This window comes from Streptomyces fradiae ATCC 10745 = DSM 40063 (assembly GCF_008704425.1).
Classification (GTDB): domain Bacteria; phylum Actinomycetota; class Actinomycetes; order Streptomycetales; family Streptomycetaceae; genus Streptomyces; species Streptomyces fradiae.
In genome coordinates, this window is the sequence record NZ_CP023696.1 from 6,081,409 (window position 1) to 6,094,841 (window position 13,433).

General features: G+C 75.7%; 13 protein-coding genes. 7 read left to right on the forward strand and 6 right to left on the reverse strand.

The annotated features are described in order from the left end of the window. The first annotated feature begins 45 nt into the window (after positions 1-45). Entirely contained in the window at positions 46-537 is a 492-nt protein-coding gene (locus CP974_RS26600) for a YchJ family protein (RefSeq protein ID WP_037937243.1), read from the forward strand. Between the two features lie 3 nt (positions 538-540). Here CP974_RS26600 and CP974_RS26605 read toward each other — a convergent pair whose 3' ends face one another. Beyond that, the gene (locus CP974_RS26605; RefSeq protein ID WP_031129942.1) at positions 541-801 is read right to left on the reverse strand and encodes a hypothetical protein; all 261 of its coding nucleotides are present in this window, start codon (positions 799-801) and stop codon (positions 541-543) included. A gap of 276 nt (positions 802-1,077) precedes the next feature. Further along, positions 1,078-2,142, reverse strand: coding sequence for an ATP-dependent DNA ligase (locus CP974_RS26615; RefSeq protein ID WP_031129941.1), 1,065 nt, complete (start codon positions 2,140-2,142; stop codon positions 1,078-1,080). A 66-nt stretch (positions 2,143-2,208) separates the two neighbouring features. Here CP974_RS26615 and ligD point away from each other — a divergent pair, with 66 nt between their 5' ends. The 3 genes from ligD to CP974_RS31040 all read left to right on the forward strand — a co-directional run bounded on the left by ligD (position 2,209) and on the right by CP974_RS31040 (position 4,546). Further along, entirely contained in the window at positions 2,209-3,216 is a 1,008-nt protein-coding gene (ligD, locus tag CP974_RS26620) for a non-homologous end-joining DNA ligase (RefSeq protein WP_031129939.1), read from the forward strand. A 7-nt stretch (positions 3,217-3,223) separates the two neighbouring features. Continuing rightward, complete coding sequence (locus CP974_RS26625) at positions 3,224-4,030, forward strand: VOC family protein (protein ID WP_031129937.1); 807 nt, start codon at positions 3,224-3,226, stop codon at positions 4,028-4,030. A gap of 132 nt (positions 4,031-4,162) precedes the next feature. Then, entirely contained in the window at positions 4,163-4,546 is a 384-nt protein-coding gene (locus CP974_RS31040) for a WhiB family transcriptional regulator (RefSeq protein ID WP_078915458.1), read from the forward strand. Positions 4,547-4,720: 174 nt separating this feature from the next. Here CP974_RS31040 and CP974_RS26635 read toward each other — a convergent pair whose 3' ends face one another. From CP974_RS26635 to ssgD, 3 genes are all read right to left on the reverse strand, one after another. Next, positions 4,721-5,695, reverse strand: coding sequence for an acyl-ACP desaturase (locus tag CP974_RS26635; RefSeq protein WP_031129935.1), 975 nt, complete (start codon positions 5,693-5,695; stop codon positions 4,721-4,723). Positions 5,696-5,802: 107 nt separating this feature from the next. Next, positions 5,803-7,422, reverse strand: coding sequence for an ABC-F family ATP-binding cassette domain-containing protein (locus CP974_RS26640; RefSeq protein WP_031129934.1), 1,620 nt, complete (start codon positions 7,420-7,422; stop codon positions 5,803-5,805). Positions 7,423-7,936: 514 nt separating this feature from the next. Next, positions 7,937-8,353 carry a spore wall synthesis regulator SsgD gene (ssgD, locus tag CP974_RS26645; protein ID WP_031132529.1) on the reverse strand — a complete coding sequence of 139 codons (417 nt, stop codon included), beginning with the start codon at positions 8,351-8,353 and terminating at the stop codon, positions 7,937-7,939. Between the two features lie 192 nt (positions 8,354-8,545). Here ssgD and CP974_RS26650 point away from each other — a divergent pair, with 192 nt between their 5' ends. Continuing rightward, the gene (locus CP974_RS26650; RefSeq protein WP_031132531.1) at positions 8,546-9,250 is read left to right on the forward strand and encodes an endonuclease V; all 705 of its coding nucleotides are present in this window, start codon (positions 8,546-8,548) and stop codon (positions 9,248-9,250) included. A 238-nt stretch (positions 9,251-9,488) separates the two neighbouring features. Here the strand turns inward: CP974_RS26650 and CP974_RS26655 are convergent, their stop codons facing one another. Then, complete coding sequence (locus tag CP974_RS26655) at positions 9,489-10,682, reverse strand: saccharopine dehydrogenase family protein (RefSeq protein ID WP_031132533.1); 1,194 nt, start codon at positions 10,680-10,682, stop codon at positions 9,489-9,491. 356 nt (positions 10,683-11,038) lie between these two features. Between CP974_RS26655 and CP974_RS26660 the strand changes: the two genes are divergently transcribed. Then, the gene (locus tag CP974_RS26660) at positions 11,039-12,271 is read left to right on the forward strand and encodes a CaiB/BaiF CoA transferase family protein (RefSeq protein ID WP_150485865.1); all 1,233 of its coding nucleotides are present in this window, start codon (positions 11,039-11,041) and stop codon (positions 12,269-12,271) included. Beyond that, positions 12,268-13,413 (forward strand): acyl-CoA dehydrogenase family protein, encoded by a 1,146-nt coding sequence (locus CP974_RS26665; RefSeq protein WP_031132537.1) that lies wholly within the window; start codon positions 12,268-12,270, stop codon positions 13,411-13,413. The genes CP974_RS26660 and CP974_RS26665 overlap by 4 nt, the downstream gene beginning before the upstream one ends. Positions 13,414-13,433: the final 20 nt, after the last annotated feature.

Here is a 13,433-nt window from a genome sequence, read left to right on the forward strand (position 1 = left end):
CCGCCCACAATGGCCCGAAACCGCTCCTGGGGCACAATGGCCGGCATGTCCCGACGCACGCCCCGACGCACGTCCCGCCCGGCGGCCGCCGCCGCACCGGGCCCGAAGGCCCGCCCGAGGTCCGCCGCCGCGCCCGGCCCGGCGCCCGCCGTCCGCCCGGACGGGCCCTGCCCCTGCGGGCTGCCCGCGGCGTACGGGGAGTGCTGCGGGCGCTTCCACACGGGGGCGGCCACGGCCCCGACCGCCGAGCGGCTGATGCGCTCCCGCTACAGCGCCTTCGTGGTCCGCGACGCGGCGTACCTGCTGGCCACCTGGGCCCCGGCGACCCGCCCGCGCGACGTCGACTTCGACCCGGACATGCGCTGGACCGGCCTGGAGATCCTGGACACGCGCGACGGCACGCCGTTCCACACCACCGGCACGGTGGCCTTCACCGCCCGCTACACCCATCGGGGCGAGCCCGGCGAGCTGCGCGAGCGCAGCCGCTTCGAGCAGGCCGGCGGCCGGTGGCTCTACGTGGACGGGACCTTCGGCTGACGGTCAGCGGACGCCGCCGCCGGGCCGCAGCACGAGGCCCGGATGGTACGCGGCGAGGACCTTGTTGGCGCGGGCCAGCGTCGCCAGGGCGTGCTCCCGGTCGGCCTGGTCCTCGGGGCACATCGGACCGCGGAAGCGGCGCACCTCGCGCGCGGCGCATTCGGCGTCGATCTCCGCCTGGAGCACGCCCGGCGGCATGCAGGACCCGATCAGGGCGGCGACGTGGTCGGGGATCGGGACGGGGATGAGACGCGACACGGTCACGTGAGGTCCTTTACTGCTGTCCTGCCCGTGGCAGGCGCCGGGTGCGGGATGTACTCCACCATGGTGACGGCTCGCGGGCCCCGATACGGCCTCCCGTCCGTAATCGTCCTGCAACCGTTGGGACGTTTCAGGCCCGCGCGGCGGTGATCCGGAACGGCCCGCGCCGCCCCAGGGAACGCTCGCGCATCCCCCCGCACCCGCGCACCCCTCGCACCCCCCGCACCCCCCGCATCCCCCGCGCCCCTCGCATCCCTCGCCCCCGCCCCCCCGCACCCCTCACGCGCCCGAGAGCACCTCGTCCAGGTCGTACGACACCGGCTCCTCCAGCTGCCCGTAGCCGCAGCTCTCCGGGGTGCGGTCCGGGCGCCACCGGCGGAACTGCGCGGTGTGCCGGAACCGGTCGCCCTCCATGTGGTCGTACCCCACCTCGCACACCCGCTCCGGGCGCAGCGGCACCCACGACAGGTCCTTCCGGCCGGTCCAGCGGCTCGGCGCACCCGGGAGCCGCGCCCCTTCGTGCGCGGCGGCCTCGGCCCAGGACGCCCACGGGTGCCCGTCGGGCGGGTCCATGACCAGCGGCGCCAGCTCCTCGACGAGCTCCGCGCGCCGCGCCGCGGTGAACGCGGCGCACACCCCGACGTGCTGGAGGACGCCACCGGAGTCGTACAGACCGAGCAGCAGGGAGCCCACGACCGGACCGCTCTTGTGGAGCCGGTAGCCGGCCACCACCACATCCGCCGTCCGCTCGTGCTTGATCTTGTACATGGCCCGCACGTCCGGCCGGTAGCGCAGGTCGAGCGGCTTGGCGACCACCCCGTCCAGGCCGGCGCCCTCGTACCGCTCGAACCACCGCTCCGCCACCGCCGGATCGGTGGTGGCGGGCGCCACGTGCACCGGGGGCCGCACCCCGCCGAGCACCCGCTCCAGCGCCGCCCGCCGCTCGCTGAGCGGCGCGTCCATCAGGGACGCGTCGTCCAGCGCCAGCAGGTCGAAGGCGACGAACCGGGCCGGAGTCCGCTCCGCCAGCGTCCGCACCCGCGAGTCCGCAGGGTGGATGCGCTCGGAGAGCCGGTCGAAGTCGAGCCGGCCGCCGTGCGCGACCACGATCTCGCCGTCCACCACGCACCGTCGCGGCAGCCGCTCGCGCACCGCGTCCACCAGCTCGGGGAAGTACCGGGTCAGCGGCTTGCCGGTGCGGCTGCCGATGACCACCTCGTCGCCGTCGCGGTGGACGACGGCCCGGAAGCCGTCCCACTTCGCCTCGTACTGCATCCCCGGCGGGATCGTCTTGACGCTCTTGGCGAGCATCGGCTTCACGGGCGGCATCACCGGCAGGTCCATGGCACGATTCTGCGCCCGGACCATCCCGATATGCGCGTTGTACGTGCTCCGCCTACCGTGGCGCCCATGGGAGAAGCGGTGGAGCTGGAGGCCGGTGGGCGGACCGTGCGCCTGTCCAACCCGGACAAGGTGTACTTCCCGGAGCGCGGGTTCACCAAGCTGGACGTCGCCCGGTACTTCCTCGCCGTCGGCGACGGCGTCACCCGCGCGCTGCGCGACCGCCCCACCACCCTGGAGCGCTTCCCGGACGGTGTCGGCGGCGAGTCGTTCTTCCAGAAGCGGGCCCCGAGGAACCTCCCCGACTGGATCCCCACCGCCCACATCGCCTTCCCCAGCGGACGCTCCGCCGACGAGATCCGCCCCACCGAGGTCGCCGCCGTCCTGTGGGCCGCCAACCTCGGCACCCTCACCTTCCACCCCTGGCCGGTGCGCGGTGACGCCACCGAGCACCCCGACGAGCTGCGCATCGACCTCGACCCCCAGCCCGGCACGGGCTTCGCCGACGCGGTCCGCGCCGCCCACGAGCTGCGCGCCCTCCTCGACGAGTACGGGCTGCGCGGCTGGCCCAAGACGTCCGGCGGGCGCGGCCTGCACGTCTTCGTGCCGATCGAGCCGCGCTGGACGTTCACCGGGGTGCGCCGCGCCGCCATCGCGGTCGGCCGCGAACTGGAGCGCCGGATGCCCGGCGAGGTCACCACCGCCTGGTGGAAGGAGCAGCGCGGCGAGCGGATCTTCGTGGACTACAACCAGACGGCCCGCGACCGCACCATCGCCTCCGCCTACTCCGTACGCCCCCGGCCGCACGCCCCCGTCTCCGCGCCGCTGCGCTGGGACGAGCTGGACGCGGCCGACCCGCGCGACTTCGACCTGCTCACCATGCCCGCCCGGTACGCGGAGCTGGGCGACGTCCACGCGGACATGGACGACCACGCCTTCGGCCTGGAGGGGCTGCTGGAGCTGGCCGAGCGCGACGAGCGGGACCACGGCCTCGGAGACCTGCCGTACCCGCCGGACCACCCGAAGATGCCCGGAGAGCCCAGGCGCGTACAGCCGAGCCGCGCCAAGAAGGAGTGACACCTCCATGCTGACCAACCGTTTCGTCACCGGGACGCCCATCTGGGTGGACCTCGGCACCCCCGACATCGACGGGGCGAGCGCGTTCTACCGGTCCCTGTTCGGCTGGGAGTTCACAGCGGGCGGCGCCGAGGTCGGCGGCTACGGGATGTTCACGAAGGACGGCCGGACCGTCGCGGGCGGCATGGCCGTACCGCCCGAGCAGGGCCCCTCCGCCTGGACGCTGTACTTCCGCACCCCCGACGCCGAGGGCGCCGCCACCGCCGTGCGGGCGGGCGGCGGCAGCGTCGCCCTCGATCCGATGGACGTCATGGACCTCGGCCGCATGGCCCTGTTCACCGACCCCACCGGGACGGGCTTCGGCGTGTGGCAGCCCGGCGGCATGAAGGGCCTCGACGCGGTGGGCGAGGAGGGCGCCCTGTGCTGGACCGAGCTGTACACCCCGGACCCCGTCGCCGACCTGTCCTTCTACGACATGGTCTTCGGCACGGAGGCCCACACGGACGCGGCCGGGGCCACGGGCGCGACCTACACGCTGCTCCAGCCGGCCGGTACCGGCACGGCCTCACCGGCCGACGCGTTCGGCGCCGTCGTCCCGCTCGCCGACGACCCGGCGGAGGCGGCCGACGGGCCGTCGTGGACGCCGTACTTCGCGGTCGGCGACCTCGACGCCGCCGTGGCGGAGGCCGAACGCGCCGGCGGCAAGATCCGCCGGGGGCCCGCCGACCTGCCGGGCCTCGGGCGGAGCGCCAAGCTCACCGACCCCTACGGGGCCCGCTTCGCGGTCCTGGCACCGGCGCGCGACGCGGGGTGACACGCCCGGCCGGGGAACCCCTTGTCCCGCCACCGCGCGGGGGGCCATCCTGGCTCACGCCGGAGCGAGCGCCCGCCGGGCGTTGATCCGGCGTTGAGGAGTCGTTTATCGGCGTCGGGCAGCGTGGTCCGCATGCCGACGCACACCTTCGAAGACCGCGCCGCGGTCCGCACCGCAGCCCGTTCCGCAGTCCGCTCCGCCGTTCGCCCGGCCGCAGTCCCGGCCTCCGCCGTTCGCCCGGCCGCCGCCTCCGCCGTTTCGGCCGTCGCCGTCCCGGCCGGCGCCGAGCCGTCCTGGCAGGAGAGCGCCCTGTGCGCCCAGACCGGCCCCGAGCTGTTCTTCCCGGAGCCGGGCTCCTCCACCCGCGAGGCGAAGTTCCTGTGCGGGCTCTGCGAGATCCGCGAGGCGTGCCTGGAGTACGCGCTCACGCACGACGAGCGGTTCGGCGTCTGGGGCGGCCTTTCCGAGCAGGAGCGGTACGAGCTGAGGCGGCGGCGCTCCTCGTCCGCGGCCTGAGCGGCGGCCGCCGCGCACCGGGCCTCGCCGGGGACGCTCTGCCGGATGCCGGATGCCGGATGCCGGATGCCGGATGCCGGATGCCGGATGCCCGGACGCCGCAGGGCGCCGGGCGCCGCCGAGCACCGGACGTGCGGCCGGCCGGCCGGCCGCACGGCGCCGGGCCGGCGGCCGTCAGCGCGCGGCGCGGGCCGCCATGCGGGCCTTGCGCGCGGCGAGCTTCTCGTCGAACTTCGACGCCTCCGAGTCCAGGCCGTTCATGTACAGGCCCAGCTCCTCCTGCGCCTTCAGGCCCTCCGGGCCGAGGCCGTCGATCTCCAGCACCCGCAGGAACCGCAGCACCGGCTGGAGCACGTCGTCGTGGTGGATGCGCATGTTGTAGATCTCGCCGATCGCCATCTGGGCCGCCGCGCGCTCGAAGCCGGGCATGCCGTGGCCGGGCATGCGGAAGTTGACCACCACGTCGCGCACCGCGCTCATCGTCAGGTCGGGGGCGAGCTCGAACGCCGCTCCCAGCAGGTTCCGGTAGAACACCATGTGCAGGTTCTCGTCGAGCGCGATGCGCGCCAGCATCCGGTCGCACACCGGGTCGCCCGACTGGTGCCCGGTGTTGCGGTGCGAGATCCGCGTCGCCAGCTCCTGGAACGCCACGTACGCCACCGAGTGCAGCATCGAGTGCCGGTTGTCCGACTCGAAGCCCTCGCTCATGTGCGTCATCCGGAACCGCTCCAGCTGGTCCGGGTCCACGGCCCGCGACGCGAGCAGGTAGTCCCGCATCACGATGCCGTGGCGGCCCTCCTCGGCGGTCCAGCGGTGCACCCAGGTGCCCCAGGCGCCGTCCCGGCCGAAGAGGGAGGCGATCTCGTGGTGGTAGCTCGGCAGGTTGTCCTCCGTGAGCAGGTTCACCACCAGGGCGATCCGGCCCACGTCGGACACCTTGGACTGGGCCGGCTCCCACGCCTCGCCGTCCTCGAAGAGGCCGGGGAAGTTCCGGCCGTCCGACCACGGCACGTACTCGTGGGGCATCCAGTCCTTCGCCACCTTCAGGTGGCGGTTCAGCTCCTTCTCGACCACCTCTTCCAACGCGTACAGCAGCCGGGCATCAGTCCACTGGGCCGAACTGCCGAGGTGGGGAGAGGTAAGGGTCACGGGGGCTCCTGGAAAAACGGATCACTACCTACGGGCTCGTAGGTTACGAGACCGTAGGTTAAGCGGGCCGTAAAGCCCTCGCCAAGCCCGGATCCGGCTATGACCGGTTACCCGCCGTTATGCGGTGGGGTGAGCCGGTCCATGTCCAGGCGCCGTGTGACGCCGATCGCCTCCAGGAACGGCTCGTCGTGGCAGGCCACGAGCAGTGCCCCCTCGTACGCCTCCAGCGCCTGGGTGAGACTGCGCACACTGGCCAGGTCCAGGTTGTTCGTCGGCTCGTCCAGCATCAGCAGCTGCGGGGCCGGCTCCGCCAGCAGCAGCGCCGCCAGCGTCGCCCGGAACCGCTCGCCACCCGACAGGGTGCCCGCCGGCCGGTCCGCCGCCGCGCCCCGGAACAGGAACCGCGCGAGCCGCGCCCGGACCCGGTTCGGCGTCGCGCCGGGCGCGAACCGGGCCACGTTCTCCACGACCGTCAGCCCGTCGTCCAGCACGTCCAGCCGCTGCGGCAGGAAACGGTGCGGCACCCGCACCGCCACCTCGCCCGCGACCGGCTCCAGCTCCCCGGCGACGGTCCGCAGCAGCGTGGACTTGCCCGACCCGTTGCGGCCCACCAGGGCCACCCGCTCCGGGCCTCGCACCTCGAACTCCCCGTCCAGCCGTCCCCCGTGGCGCAGCGTCAGGTCGCGCAGGAGCAGCACGCCCCGGCCCGGCGGGACGGCCGTGTGCGGCAGCTCCACCCGGATCGCGTCGTCGTCCCGTACGGCCTCCACGGCCTCGTCCAGCCGCTCCCGCGCCTGCTCCAGGCGCTGGGCGTGCACGGCCCTGTGCTTGCCCGCCGACACCTGCGCGGCCCGCTTGAGGCCGCCGGCGACGATGGGCGGCACGACCTTGTTGGCGGCCTGCTTGTCCCCGTACCTCTTGCGCTTGGCCAGTTTGACCTGCGCCTCGGCCAGTTCGCGGCGCTGGCGGCGTACGTCGGACTCGGCGGCGCGCACCATCCGCTCGGCCGCCTCCTGCTCGGCCGCGACGGCCTCCTCGTACAGGGAGTAGGGCCCGCCGTACCAGGTGACGCCGCCGTCGCGCAGCTCCGCGATCCGGTCGACGCGCTCCAGCAGCTCCCGGTCGTGGCTGACGACGACGAGGACGCCCTGCCAGGCGGCGACCGCCGCGTACAGCCGGCGCCGGGCGTGCAGGTCGAGGTTGTTGGTCGGCTCGTCCAGCAGCAGCACGGCGGGCCGCGCGACGAGCAGCGCGGCGAGCCGGAGCAGCACGCACTCGCCGCCGGAGACCTCCCCGGTGGTGCGGTCGAGGTCCACCCGCTCCAGGCCGAGCTGGTCGAGCGTGGCGCGGGCGCGTTCCTCCACGTCCCAGTCGTCGCCGACGGCCGCGAAGTGCTCCTCCCGCACGTCGCCCGCCTCGATGGCGTGCAGCGCGGCCCGCGCGCGGGCGATGCCCAGCACCTCGTCGACCCGCCGGTCCGTGGCGAGGGTGGCGTCCTGCGGCAGGTAGCCGACCTCCCCGGCGGCCCGGACGGTCCCGGAGGCCGGGGTCAGCTCGCCCGCGAGCAGCTTCAGCAGCGTGGACTTGCCCGAGCCGTTGCGCCCGATGAGGCCGGTCCGGCCGGGGCCGAACCCCACGCTCAGCTCGTCGAGGACGGGGGTGCCGTCGGGCCAGGAGAAGGACAGGCGGGAGCAGGAGAGGGCGGCGGTGGTGGGGGGATGTGACATGAGCGTCTCCCTGTTGCGTGATGCGCGTCGCGTGTCGCCCGCGTGCCGTGTGCTCCGTGGCTTGGGCGAGTCGCGTGTCGCGGTGGGATGAGTGCGGGGCAACGGGTGAGACACCGGGGGAGCGGCCTGGGCGGGGGCGCGGGCGCCACGCGGCGCGACCGCCTCACGGGGCGGTGCGTGCGGAGGGGCGGGGGACGGGCTCGTACGCCGAGGTCGCACACGGGCGGCGCGCACGGCACGCGGAGGCGCGCGGGTGCGGCGGCACGGTGTCTCAGGACCTCAGACGAGCAATGTCCTACTCCGATCGACGGCGATGGGCCGAGGAAGACGTTAGGCGGGGCCCGGCGGGGCGGCAACCGGTTTTCCGGGGGCGGCGGGGACGCGCGCCGCCGGCGGCGACGGGCGGCGGGCGACGGGTGGCGGACCGCGGGCGGCCGGGCCCGGCCCGCGCCCGCACGGCGGCCCCGGGCGGCCCGGTGCGGGACCGGGCGCGGGGCCCGGTGAGGTGACCGGGTCAGCGCGCGTCGCGCAGCAGATGGGCGAGGTCCCGGTCCAGGTCCAGGAACAGGTACTCGCACCCGGAGGGCACCACCTGCCGGGTGCGGCGCAGGAAGCGGCGCACCTCGCTGGTGCGGACGTGGACCACGGCCACGCCCTCGACGGCGTGGAACTCCACCACCGTACGGTCGTGGCCGTACGGCCGGATCCGCACGTCGCCGACGCCTGCGGGCGCGTCCGCCCCGGCCGCGAGCAGGTCGCGGGAGAACGCCCACTCCGCCTCCACCCCTTCGAGGGTCGCCGGCGCGGGGAAGGCCATGCGGACGGCGAAGGGGTCGGCGGGGTCGTAGCGCAGGACGACCGGGACGACGTCCATGCGGGGAGCGGACGCGACGAGGCGGGCCTGCAGGGCCTGTTCGATGACGGTGGACACGTCCGGCTCCCTCGATGGTCTCGCTCTTCACGGGGGAGGACGGTGAATCCGGCCACGGCGTGCACCGCGCACGGATATGACCTGCGTCACCCGACCCGGCTGCCGGGGCTCGTACGGCGGCCGGGCCGGCGGCCGACCTCCGCCCGCGACCCCGCCCACCGAGGGACGGCGGCGCCTAGGCTTGCGGGCACTATGACGATCATCGAAACGCCCGCCGGGTGGCCCGCCGACGAGACCGAGGCGCTGGCGGTGCAGGACCGGCTGCGCACCCGCGTGGTGCTGGACGAGCCGGGGCCACCGGTCGGCACGGGCCTGGTGACCGGGGTGGACGTGGCGTACGACGACGAGCGGGACCTCGTCGCCGCGGCGGCCGTGGTGCTGGACGCGCGCACCCTCGACGTGGTGGACCGGGCGACCGCGGTCGGCCGGGTGGCCTTCCCGTACGTGCCGGGGCTCCTGGCGTTCCGCGAACTGCCCGCCGTCCTCGCCGCCCTGGACGCCCTGTCGGCGGGGCCCGGTCTCGTCGTCTGCGACGGCTACGGGCAGGCGCACCCGCGCCGCTTCGGCCTCGCCAGCCACCTGGGCGTCCTCACCGGGCTGCCGGTGCTGGGCGTGGCGAAGAACCCGTTCACCTTCACGTACGAGCAGCCGGGGCCCGCGCGGGGCGCCACGAGCCCGCTGCTCGCCGGCACCGAGGAGGTCGGGCGCGCGGTGCGCACCCGCGACGGCGTCAAGCCGGTCTTCGTGTCGGCCGGGCACCGGATCACCCTGGACGGCGCGTGCGCCCACACCCTGGCGCTGACGCCCCGCTACCGGCTGCCGGAGACGACCCGGCACGCCGACGCCCTGTGCCGGGGCGCGCTCGCGGAGGCGGTACGGAGGGGGAGCGGCGCCTGACGGCTCCCCTGGCCGGGAGGCGCCGGCTCCCGCCCGCGCCCGGCCCGCCGCCACGCCGGTACCCGGCCGGGGCCCGCCCGCAGCCGGGCTGTTCAGCCGCCCCGACGGCGCCGTCCCTCCCGCCTCGGACGGGAACGACCGCCTCGGCGCCCCGCCTGGCGTCCCGGCCCGGCGTCCCGGTCCCACGCCCCGGCACCCCGCACCGCTTCCGGCCAGGTGCCCCGCCGCCCCGCCGCCCTCAGCGGGCGTCCGCCACGCGGAAGCGGATGCCCGCCGCGCGCAGCCGCTCCAGCAGCGCGTCGCCCATCGCGACCGCGGTCGTCACCTGCCCGGCCACCGGCGGCAGGCCCTCGTCGAGGGCGAGGCACAGCGCGGACTCGGCCAGCATCTTCGCCGTCTCGTCGTACCCCGGATCGCCGCCCGACACCTCCGCGCACACCCGCCGCCCGCCGCCCTCGCCGACGAACCGCACCCGGAACCAGCTCCGCCGCCGGCGCTCCGCGTCCGGCCCGCGGCCCGGCTCGTAACGGCCCATCAGCCACCGCCGCGCGGCCGGGACCTGGGCCAGCGCCGCGCCCGCGCCGACGGCCGCCGCGCCGCCCAGCGCCATCGGCAGGGTCCGCACCGCCGCGTAGTGCCGGTACCGGAAGTCGGGGCCGTACAGGGGCAGCGCCGCCGCCGACCGCTCCACCACGCGCGGGTCCAGCGTCGGCAGCGGCAGCGCCCACGCGCCGGTCTCGCGGCTGAACCGGGGCGCGCCCAGTGGTGCCCGCGCCCGCCGATCCGCCTGCCGGGGCTCGTGCAGCCGCCGGTCCCGCGCCGCCCGCGCCGCCTGCCGCCCCCGGCCCGCCGCGGTGAGCGCGGAGGCGAAGGTGCCGCCCGAGAAGGCGGCGTTCGACCGCACGAACCCGTCCACCCGCAGCGGCACGCCCCTCGGCAGGTGCCGCACGGTGAAGTAGACGCCGAGGTCGTGCGGGACCGAGTCGAAGCCGCAGGCGTGCACCAGCCGCGCCCCCGTCTCCCGCGCCCGCGCGTCGTGGCGCACGTACATCAGGTCGACGAACTCCGGCTCGCCCGTCAGGTCGACGTAGTCGGTACCCGCCTCCGCGCACGCGGCGACGAGCGGTTCGCCGTACCAGAGGTACGGGCCGACCGTCGTCGCGACCACCCGCGCCGACTCCGCGAGGCCCCGCAGCGCGGCGGCGTCGCCCGCGTCGGCGACCAGCAGGGGCACCCCGGCGCACTCCGGGTGCTCGGCCGAGAGCCGGTCGCGCAGCCGCTCCAGCCGGTCGCGGTCCCGCCCGGCGAGCGCCCAGCGGCAGCCCTGAGGGGCGTGCGCGGCGAGGTACCGGGCGGTCAGCTCCCCGACGAAGCCGGTCGCCCCGAAGAGCACCACGTCGTACGTCCGTGCCGTGTCGTTCCGCGTGTCCATCCGGTCCTCCGCCGCTGCTCTGGTGGGCTGGTCCACGAAAGGCAGAGGGTAGGGCCTCTCCCCGGAACCGTCCCGGCGCGGACGGGGCGAGTCCGCGTCCGGCCGGGAAGCGCGGGCCCCGTCGGAGGGGGTTGTGCGCAGTGGAACACGTTCTTAACATCATCACTGTTACAGCGGAAGTGTCACAGTGGCGTGGCGGCGGCGCGGCGCCGCGGCCATCCCGCCGACGGGGACGGCCGCGACGGGGACGACCACGGCGCGGCGACCGCGGCGCGGCGACCGCGGCGCGGCGACCACGGTGAGGCGACCGCGGCGCGGCGACCGACGAGGCGTCCGCGACGAGGCGAGGAGGCCGGATGGCGGCGGCAGGGAACGGCCCGCTCGGCGGGGTGCGCGTGGTCGAGCTGGCCGGGATCGGTCCCGCCCCGTTCGCGGCCATGCTGCTGGCCGACCTCGGCGCCGACGTCGTCCGCGTCGACCGGCCCGGCGGCGCCGGGATCGGCATCGACCCCGCGTACGACCTCACCAACCGGAACAAGCGCTCCGTCCTCGTCGACCTCAAGGCCGGCGACGGACCCGCCACCGTGCTCGACCTCGCCGAACGGGCCGACATCCTCATCGAGGGCTACCGTCCCGGCGTCGCCGAACGCCTCGGCGTCGGCCCCCGCGCATGCCTCGCCCGCAACCCGCGCCTGGTGTACGGGCGGATGACCGGCTGGGGCCAGGACGGACCGCTGGCCGCCCGCGCCGGCCACGACATCACGTACATCGCCGTCACCGGCACCCTCTCCGTGATCGGCGCGCCGGACGAGCCGCCGGCCGTCCCCGCCAACCTGCTCGGCGACTACGCGGGCGGCTCCCTCTACCTCGTCGCCGGTGTCCTCGCCGCCCTCCACCACGCCCGCTCCGAGGGCGGCGCGGGACAGGTCGTGGACGCGGCCGTCGCCGACGGCGCCGTCCACCTCGCCACGATGCTCCACGGCATGCTCGCCGCGGGCGCCTGGCAGGACCGGCGCGGCGCCAACCTCCTCGACGGCGGCTGCCCCTTCTACGGCGCCTACGAGACCTCCGACGGCCACCACATGGCGGTCGGGGCGCTGGAGCAGCGGTTCTACGACGAGTTCGCCCGGCTCCTCGGCCTCGACGACGAGACCGCCGCCGCCCGCCACGACCCGGCCCGCTGGGCGGAGCTGCGCGACGCCGTCGCCGCCCGCTTCCGCACCCGCACCCGCGCCGAGTGGACCGCCCTGTTCGAGGGGACCGACGCCTGCGTCGCGCCCGTCCTGTCGCTGCGCGAGGCGCCCGGCCACCCGCACCTCGCCGCCCGCTCCGCGTTCACCCGCCACGGCGGCCTCACCCAGCCCGCGCCCGCGCCCCGCTTCTCCGCGACCCCCGGCTCGGTGCGCCGCCCGCCCGCGCGGCCGGGCGCCGACGCCGCCGAGGTCGCCCGCGACTGGGACGTACCGGGCCTCAACGGCGACCCCGCCGATCCCGCACGCCCCACGGACACCACCCACCCGGCAGCCCCCACCCGCCCCGCCGGCCCCGCCCATCCCGCCGACCCCGCCGCCGACCGGAGGCCGAGTTGAAGCGCACCCTCTTCCACGCCGAGCACGAGGCGTTCCGCGAGACCGTCCGCACCTTCCTCGCCAAGGAGGTCCTGCCCCACTACGCGCGGTGGGAGCGGGACGGCGTCGTCGCCCGCGACGCCTGGCTCGCCGCCGGCCGCCAGGGCCTGCTCGGCGTCGCCGTGCCCGAGGAGTACGGAGGCGGCGGCAACCCCGACTTCCGCTACGCCGCCGTCCTCGCCGAGGAGTTCGCCCGCGCCGGCGCGCCCGGCCTCGCCCTCGGCCTGCACAACGACATCATCGGCCCCTACCTGGTGAACCTCGGCACCGAGGAGCAGAAGCGCCGCTGGCTGCCCGGCTTCTGCACCGGTGAGACGATCACCGCCATCGCCATGACCGAGCCCGGCGCGGGCTCCGACCTCCAGGGCATCCGCACCACGGCCGAGGACCGCGGCGACCACTGGCTGCTCAACGGCTCCAAGACGTTCATCTCCAACGGGATCCTCGCCGACCTCGTCATCGTCGTCGCGAAGACCACCCCGGAGGGCGGCGCCCACGGCCTGTCCCTCCTCGTCGTGGAGCGCGGTACGCCCGGCTTCGAACGCGGCCGCAACCTCGACAAGATCGGCCAGAAGGCCCAGGACACCGCCGAGCTGTTCTTCCGCGACGTCCGCGTCCCCAAGGAGAACCTGCTCGGCGACGCCGACGGAGCCTTCGGCCACCTGATGACCCACCTCGCCCAGGAGCGCCTCGCCATCGCCGTCGCCGCCGCGGCCGGCGCCGAGCACCTGCTGGAGGCCACCACCGCGTACGTCAGGCAGCGCGAGGCGTTCGGCAGGCCCCTCGCCAGGCTCCAGCACGTCCGCTTCGAGATCGCCGAGATGGCCACCGAGTGCGCCGTCACCCGCGCCTTCGTCGACCGGTGCGTCGAGGACCACGCGGAGGGCGGCGGACTCGACGCCGTCCACGCCTCCATGGCCAAGTGGTGGGCGACCGAACTCCAGAAACGGGTCGCCGACCGCTGCCTCCAGCTCCACGGCGGGTACGGCTACATGAGCGAGTACCCCGTCGCCCGTGCGTTCACCGACGGGCGGATCCAGACCATCTACGGCGGCACGACCGAGATCATGAAAGAGATCATCGGCCGCTCGCTGCTCGGCTGACTTGACCCCGGATGTCCAAG

Excerpts from the sequence above, each read along its gene's own strand:
- CP974_RS26600 (WP_037937243.1), top strand. The coding sequence starts at position 46 with ATGTCCCGACGCACGCCCCGACGCACGTCCCGCCCGGCGGCCGCCGCC.
- CP974_RS26615 (WP_031129941.1), bottom strand. The coding sequence starts at position 2,142 with ATGGACCTGCCGGTGATGCCGCCCGTGAAGCCGATGCTCGCCAAGAGC.
- ligD (WP_031129939.1), top strand. The coding sequence starts at position 2,209 with ATGGGAGAAGCGGTGGAGCTGGAGGCCGGTGGGCGGACCGTGCGCCTG.
- CP974_RS26625 (WP_031129937.1), top strand. The coding sequence starts at position 3,224 with ATGCTGACCAACCGTTTCGTCACCGGGACGCCCATCTGGGTGGACCTC.
- CP974_RS31040 (WP_078915458.1), top strand. The coding sequence starts at position 4,163 with ATGCCGACGCACACCTTCGAAGACCGCGCCGCGGTCCGCACCGCAGCC.
- CP974_RS26640 (WP_031129934.1), bottom strand. The coding sequence starts at position 7,422 with ATGTCACATCCCCCCACCACCGCCGCCCTCTCCTGCTCCCGCCTGTCC.
- CP974_RS26650 (WP_031132531.1), top strand. The coding sequence starts at position 8,546 with ATGACGATCATCGAAACGCCCGCCGGGTGGCCCGCCGACGAGACCGAG.
- CP974_RS26655 (WP_031132533.1), bottom strand. The coding sequence starts at position 10,682 with ATGGACACGCGGAACGACACGGCACGGACGTACGACGTGGTGCTCTTC.
- CP974_RS26660 (WP_150485865.1), top strand. The coding sequence starts at position 11,039 with ATGGCGGCGGCAGGGAACGGCCCGCTCGGCGGGGTGCGCGTGGTCGAG.